A 6,799-nucleotide genomic window follows, 5' to 3' on the forward strand; every position below is an offset into this window, starting at 1 on the left:
ACGGGGAGGTGGCGGCGGTCGCGGTGCCGTACCGGGTGCCGTTGCTGGAGGTGCCCGGCGTCGGCGAGGGGGCGACAGGGCGGCGGTCGCGGTCGCGGACCGCGCACGGCCGCGCGACCGGAGCCCGCCGCCCCGGCGGCCGCGTACGCGACCTGCACCTGACCGCCACGGTGCTGGCGGCGGCGCCGCACCAGGCGGCGCGCGGGCGTACCGGCCCCGGCCTGGTGCTGCGCCAGGACGACCTGCGGGAGGTCGTGCGCGAGGGCCGGGAGGGAAACCTGGTGCTGTTCGTGGTGGACGCCAGCGGCTCGATGGCGGCCCGCCGGCGGATGAGCGCGGTGAAGACGGCGGTGCTGAGCCTGCTGCTCGACGCCTACCAGCGGCGCGACAAGGTCGGCCTGGTCACCTTCCGGGGCTCTGGCGCCGAGGTGGCGCTGCCGCCTACCTCGTCGGTGGAGGCGGGCGCGGCCCGGCTGCGCTCGCTGCCGACCGGAGGGCGTACGCCGCTCGCGGCCGGGTTGGTGCGCGCGGCGGAGGTGTTGCGCGTGGAGCGGCTGCGCGACCCGGCCAGGCGACCGCTGGTGGTGCTGGTGACGGACGGCCGCGCCACGGCGGGCGGCGACGTCGACCAGGCCGCCGCCCTGCTCGCGGGGACGGCGAGCGTGGTGGTCGACTGCGAGCGCGGCCCCGTGCGGCTGGGCCTGGCGGTCCGGCTGGCGGCCCGGCTGGGCGCGCGGCTGGTGCCGCTCGACTCCCTGGACGCCCGCGCGGGCCACGGCGCCGACCTGAGCACGATCGTCCGCGACCACCGGAACGACCGCAGAAGCCGAACGAGCTCGGGAGCCCCGGACTCCGGCGGCTCCGGAGTACGTACCTATCGAAAGGCGGTCTGATCATGCCGCAGGGGAAGCCCGCCGTCGTACCGGACGACGGCCTCACCACGCGTCAGCGCCGCACGAAGCCGCTGCTGATCGTGCACACCGGCCCGGGGAAGGGCAAGTCGACGGCCGCGTTCGGGATGGCACTGCGCGCCTGGAACCAGGGCTGGCCGATCGGGGTGTTCCAGTTCGTCAAGTCGGCCAAGTGGCGCATCGGCGAGGAGCGGGCGCTGAAGGTGCTCGGCGGGACGGGCGAGGGCGGCCCGGTGACCTGGCACAAGATGGGCGAGGGCTGGTCGTGGATCCAGCGGCCCGGCACCGAGGAGGACCACGCGGCCGACGCCCGGGAGGGCTGGGAGCAGATCAAGCGGGACCTGGCGGCCGCGACGTACCGGTTCTACGTGCTGGACGAGTTCACGTACCCGCTCAAGTGGGGGTGGCTGGACCTGGACGACGTGCTCGCGACCCTCACGTCCCGGCCGGGCAACCAGCACGTGGTGATCACCGGCAGGAACGCGCCCGAGCGGCTGATCGAGGCCGCGGATCTGGTGACGGAGATGGGCAAGGTACGCCATCCCATGGACGCCGGGCAGAAGGGCCAGAAGGGCATCGAGTGGTAGTTCCGCGGCTCGTGGTCGCCGCGCCCGCGTCCGGCAGCGGCAAGACGACGGTGGCGACGGGGCTGATGGCGGCGCTGCGGGCGCGGGGGCTGCGGGTCTCGCCGCACAAGGTGGGCCCCGACTACATCGACCCCGGATACCACGCGCTGGCCGCCGGGCGTCCCGGCCGGAACCTGGACCCGTGGCTCACCGGCGAGGAGCTGGTGGCGCCGCTGTTCCTGCACGGGGCCGCCGGGTGCGACGTCGCCGTGGTCGAGGGCGTGATGGGGATGTTCGACGGCAAGGGGGACACGGACTTCGCCTCCACCGCGCATGTGGCGCGGCTGCTGGACGCCCCCGTGGTGCTCGTCGTGGACGCGGCGCGGCAGAGCCGGTCGGTCGCGGCGGTGGCGCACGGCTTCGCCACCTTCGACCCGCGCGTGCGGGTGGGCGGGGTGGTGCTGAACCGGGTCGGCTCGGACCGCCACGAGCAGCTCTGCCGGGCCGCGCTGGCGGAGGCCGGGATGCCGGTGCTCGGCGCGATCCGCCGGGACGACGCCGTCTCGGCGCCGTCGCGGCACCTGGGGCTGGTGCCCGCGGCCGAGCGCGAGCCCGAGGCTGTGGCCGCGGTGGACCGGCTGGCCGCGCTGGTGGCCCGCTCCTGCGACCTCGAAGCGCTGGTACGCCTGGCCCGCTCGGCGCCACCGTTGCCCGCCGTGCCCTGGGACCCGGCGCGGGCCCTCGGCGGTCAGGGGAAGGCCGGGCCCGTGGTGGCCGTCGCCGGCGGGGCGGCGTTCACGTTCGGGTACGCCGAGCACGCCGAGCTGCTGCGGGCGGCGGGTGCGCAGGTCGCCGTGTTCGACCCGCTCCGCGACGAACGGCTGCCCGAGGGGACGGCCGCGCTGGTCGTCGGCGGCGGCTTCCCCGAGGTGTACGCGGCCGAGCTGGCGGCCAACGAGCCGTTGCGGGCCCAAGTGGCGGCCTTTCGGGGGCCGATCGCCGCCGAGTGCGCCGGGCTGCTCTACCTGTGCGCGGAGCTCGACGGGCGGCGCATGTGCGGGCGGGTGCCCGGCGTCGCGCGCATGACGGACCGGCTGACGCTCGGCTACCGGGAGGCCGTCGCCCTCCGGGACTCGCCGCTGACGAGGGCCGGCGAGCGGTACCGGGGGCACGAGTTCCACCGCACCGCCGTCGCGTACGAGGGGGCGCCGCTGTTCCGCTGGGACGGCGGCGCCGACGGGTACGGCGACGCACAGGTGACCGCGTCGTACCTGCATCTGCACTGGGCCGGGCGGCCGGAGCTCGCTCAGCGGCTGGTGTCGTCCTCCAGGTCGCCCTCGGTCTTGAGGTAGATCTCCTGGAGGCCGCGCAGGACGTCGGGGTCGGGGTGCTCCCACATGCGGCGCTCGGCGGCCTCCAGGAGGCGTTCGGCGATGCCGTGCAGGGCCCAGGGGTTCGATTCGGCCATGAACGCCCGGTTCTCCGGGTCCAGCACGTACGTCTCGGCGAGCTTGTCGTACATCCAGTCGGCGACCACCCCGGTGGTGGCGTCGTAGCCGAACAGGTAGTCGACGGTGGCGGCGAGCTCGAAGGCGCCCTTGTAGCCGTGCCTGCGCATCGCGGCGAGCCAGCGCGGGTTGACCACGCGGGCGCGGAAGACGCGTGAGGTCTCCTCCGACAGGCTGCGGGTGCGCACGGCGTCGGGGCGGGTGCTGTCGCCGACGTACGCGGCCGGCGCCCGGCCGGTGAGCGCGCGGACGGTGGCGATCATGCCGCCGTGGTACTGGAAGTAGTCGTCGGAGTCGGCGATGTCGTGCTCGCGGGTGTCGACGTTCTTCGCCGCCACGGCGATGCGGCGGTAGGCGTCCTCCATCTGCGGGCGGGCGGCGACGCCGTCGAGGTCGCGGCCGTAGGCGTAGCCGCCCCACACCGCGTACACCTCGGCCAGGTCGGCGTCGTCGCGCCAGTTGCGGCTGTCGATCAGCGGCAGGATCCCGGCGCCGTACGCGCCCGGCGCGGAGCCGAAGATGCGCATGGTGGCCTGCCGCTCGTCGCCGCCGGCGGCCCGGACGTGGGCCTGGACGTGGGCTCTGACGTAGTTGTCCGTGTCGGGCTCGTCCAGGCCGGCGGCCAGGCGTACGGCGTCGTCGAGCATGGCGACCACGTGCGGGAAGGCGTCCCGGAAGAAGCCGCTGATGCGGACGGTGACGTCGATCCTCGGACGGCCGAGCTCGGCGAGCGGGATCGGCTCCAGGGCGGTCACGCGGCGGGAGGCCTCGTCCCATTCGGGACGGATGCCGAGCAGGGCCAGCACCTCGGCCACGTCGTCGCCCGCCGTGCGCATGGCGCTGGTGCCCCAGACGGACAGGCCGACCGAGCGCGGCCACTCGCCGGTGTCCGTCCGGTAGCGCTCCAGGAGCGACTCGGCCATCGCCTGGCCGGTCTCCCAGGCCAGGCGGCTGGGGACCGCGCGGGGATCGACGGAGTAGAAGTTCCGCCCGGTCGGGAGCACGTTGACCAGCCCGCGCAGCGGGGAGCCGCTCGGCCCGGCGGGGACGTAGCCGCCGTCCAGCGCGTGCAGCACGTGGTCGATCTCGTCGGTGGTACGCGCCAGGCGCGGCACCATCTCGGTCGCCGCGAACTCCAGGATGCGCGCCACCAGCCCCACCACCCGCGACCCGGCGTCGCTCCCGGAGGCTTCCGTCTCCGGGACGGTTCCGGGACCGACGGTCGCAGAGGCGTCCGCTTCGGAGGCGGCGGCGTGCGGGATGGCGGTCAGGATGGTGTGGGCGACCTCTGGCGCGGCCTCCGGGGACCAGCCGCGTTCCTCCATGGCCTCCACCAGGGCGCGGGCCGTCGCCTCCGCCCGGTCCACGGCGCCGAGACCCGCCGTGCCGTCCTCGGACAGGCCGAGGGCCTCGCGCAGGCCGGGCAGCGTCTCGCGGCCCGCCCACATCTGCCGGGCCCGCAACATCGCGAGCACCAGGTCCACCCGTGCCGCCCCGGACGGCGCCTGGCCGAGGACGTGCAGGCCGTCGCGGATCTGCGCGTCCTTCACCTCGCACAGCCACCCGTCCACGTGCAGCAGGAAGTCGTCGAACTCGCTGTCGTGCGGCCGGTCCGCCAGCCCCAGGTCGTGGTCGAGCCGGGCGGCCTGGATCAGCGTCCAGATCTGCGCCCGGATCGCGGGCAGCTTGGCCGGGTCCATCGCGGCGATCGTGGCGTGCTCGTCCAGCAGCTGCTCCAGCCGCGCGATGTCGCCGTACGACTCCGCCCGCGCCATCGGCGGCACCAGGTGGTCCACCAGCACGGCGTGCGCCCGCCGCTTGGCCTGGGTGCCCTCCCCCGGGTCGTTCACCAGGAACGGGTAGACCAGCGGCAGGTCCCCGATGGCCGCGTCGGGCCCGCAGGCGGCCGACAGGCCGGCCGACTTGCCCGGCAGCCACTCCAGGTTGCCGTGCTTGCCGACGTGCACCATCGCGTGCGCGCCGAACTCGTCCGACAGCCAGCGGTAGGCAGCCAGGTAGTGGTGGCTGGGCGGCAGGTCGGGGTCGTGGTAGATCGCGATCGGGTTGTCGCCGAAGCCGCGCGGCGGCTGCACCATCACCACGACGTTCCCGGCCCGCAGCGCCGCCAGCACGATGTCGCCCTCGTGCACGAACAGCTCGCCCGGGGGCGGCCCCCAGTGCCGTTCCATCCCGGCCCGCAGCTCCTCGGGCAGCGTGCGGTACCAGCGCTCGTAGGAGGCGGCGGAGACGCGTACCGGGTTGGCGGCCAGGGCCTCCTCGGTGAGCCAGTCGGGGTCCTGGCCGCCGGCGGCGATCAGGGCGTGGATCAGCGCGTCGCCGTCCTGCTCGCCCACGCCGGGGAAGCCCTCGCCCAGGTCGTACCCGGCCTCGGCGAGCCGGGCGAGCAGCCGGACGACGCTCACGGGGGTGTCCAGGCCGACGGCGTTGCCGATCCGGGAGTGCTTGGTCGGGTACGCCGACAACATCACCACCAGCCGCCGTTCCGCGGGCGGGGTGTGGCGGAGCAGCCCGTGGCGTACCGCGATGCCGGCCACCCGGGCGGCCCGCTCGGGGTCGGCGACGTAGACGGTGAGCCCGTCGCGGTCGACCTCCTTGAACGAGAACGGCACGGTGATGATCCGCCCGTCGAACTCGGGGATCGCCACCTGCGAGGCCGCGTCCAGCGGGGACAGGCCGTCGTCGTTCTCCTCCCACGCCTGCCGGGAGGTGGTCAGGCACAGGCCCTGGAGGATCGGCACGTCCAGCGCGGCCAGCGCGCCGACGTCCCACGCCTCGTCGTCGCCGCCCGCGCCCGCCGTGGCCGGACGCGCGCCGCCCGCCGCCAGCACGGTCACGACCAGCGCGTCGGCCGTGCGCAGGGTCTCGATCAGCTCGGGGTCGGCCGTGCGCAGGGACGAGCAGAAGACCGGCAGCGCCTGCCCGCCCGCGTCCTCGATCGCCGCGCAGAGCGTCTCGACGAACGCGGTGTTGCCCGCCATGTGGTGCGCGCGGTAGTAGAGCACGCCGATCACCGGCCCCCGCGTGGACCGGGCCTGGCGCTCCAGCCGGCCCCACGACGGCGCGGGGGTTGGCGGCGCGAACCCATGCCCGGTCAGCAGCACCGTGTCCGACAGGAACGCGTGCAGCTCGGTCAGGTTGTCCGGGCCGCCGTGCGCCAGGTAGGCGTGCGCCTCGGCGCACACGCCGCCGGCGACGGTGGACAGCTCCATCAGCTCGGCGTCCGGGGCCTGCTCGCCGCCCAGCACCACGACCGGGCGCGGCCCGGCCAGCAGCGCGTCGAGGCCCTCCTCCCAGGCGCGCCGGCCGCCGAGGAGCCGTACCACGACGAGGTCGACGCCCTCCAGCAGGCCGGGCAGGTCGTCAGGGGCGAGCCGGGCGGGGTTGCCCAGGCGGTAGGCCGCGCCGCCGGCGCGCGCGCTCAGCAGGTCGGTGTCGGAGGTGGAGAGCAGCAGGACGGTACGGCTGTCGCCAGGCACGGCGCAATCCTCCCTCGGGGTCCTCGCCCCGGTCGCGGGTGTCGCGACGGCAGGAGTCTCCTGGCTCCCGGATCAACGCTCACCCCGGCCTTCCCGCCCGTCGCCGGGCAGTGGCCTTGTGGTGGGGGTCGCTCCCCGGTCACAGTGGCGGGACCGCGCCGGTTTCGCACCGGCTTCCTCCCTTTGCCATCGTCTACCAGGAGCCTACGGCAGAACCGCCACTTCGCAGAAGTGGCGTTACCATCCTCCTCGTGCCCATAGCCGACTTTTCCGGCCAACCGCGCCCGGAACCGCTCCAGGCGCACCCCGGCCCACCC

General features: G+C 75.2%; 4 protein-coding genes and 1 riboswitch. Of the genes, 3 read left to right on the top strand and 1 reads right to left on the bottom strand.

Features of this window, described 5'->3' with window-relative positions:
- The 3 genes from C1J01_RS44895 to C1J01_RS44905 all read left to right on the top strand — a co-directional run.
- A partial coding sequence (locus tag C1J01_RS44895) for a vWA domain-containing protein (RefSeq protein WP_146615966.1) occupies positions 1 to 893 on the top strand: 893 nt, incomplete at its 5' end.
- 2 nt (positions 894 to 895) lie between these two features.
- Complete coding sequence (gene cobO, locus C1J01_RS44900; RefSeq protein ID WP_111185119.1) at positions 896 to 1,498, top strand: cob(I)yrinic acid a,c-diamide adenosyltransferase; 603 nt, start codon at positions 896 to 898, stop codon at positions 1,496 to 1,498.
- Positions 1,492 to 2,829: a cobyrinic acid a,c-diamide synthase CobB gene (locus C1J01_RS44905; protein ID WP_111185120.1), complete on the top strand. Its 1,338-nt coding sequence runs from the start codon at positions 1,492 to 1,494 to the stop codon at positions 2,827 to 2,829. The genes cobO and C1J01_RS44905 overlap by 7 nt, the downstream gene beginning before the upstream one ends.
- On the opposite strand, the gene cobN is transcribed toward C1J01_RS44905, so the two are convergent.
- Entirely contained in the window at positions 2,784 to 6,482 is a 3,699-nt protein-coding gene (gene cobN, locus C1J01_RS44910) for a cobaltochelatase subunit CobN (RefSeq protein ID WP_111185121.1), read from the bottom strand. The two genes, C1J01_RS44905 and cobN, sit on opposite strands and share 46 nt — an antisense overlap.
- A gap of 31 nt (positions 6,483 to 6,513) precedes the next feature.
- Positions 6,514 to 6,717, bottom strand: a riboswitch (cobalamin riboswitch).
- Positions 6,718 to 6,799: the final 82 nt, after the last annotated feature.

The sequence above is a fragment of the Nonomuraea aridisoli genome, from assembly GCF_003236395.1.
Lineage (GTDB): Bacteria > Actinomycetota > Actinomycetes > Streptosporangiales > Streptosporangiaceae > Nonomuraea > Nonomuraea aridisoli.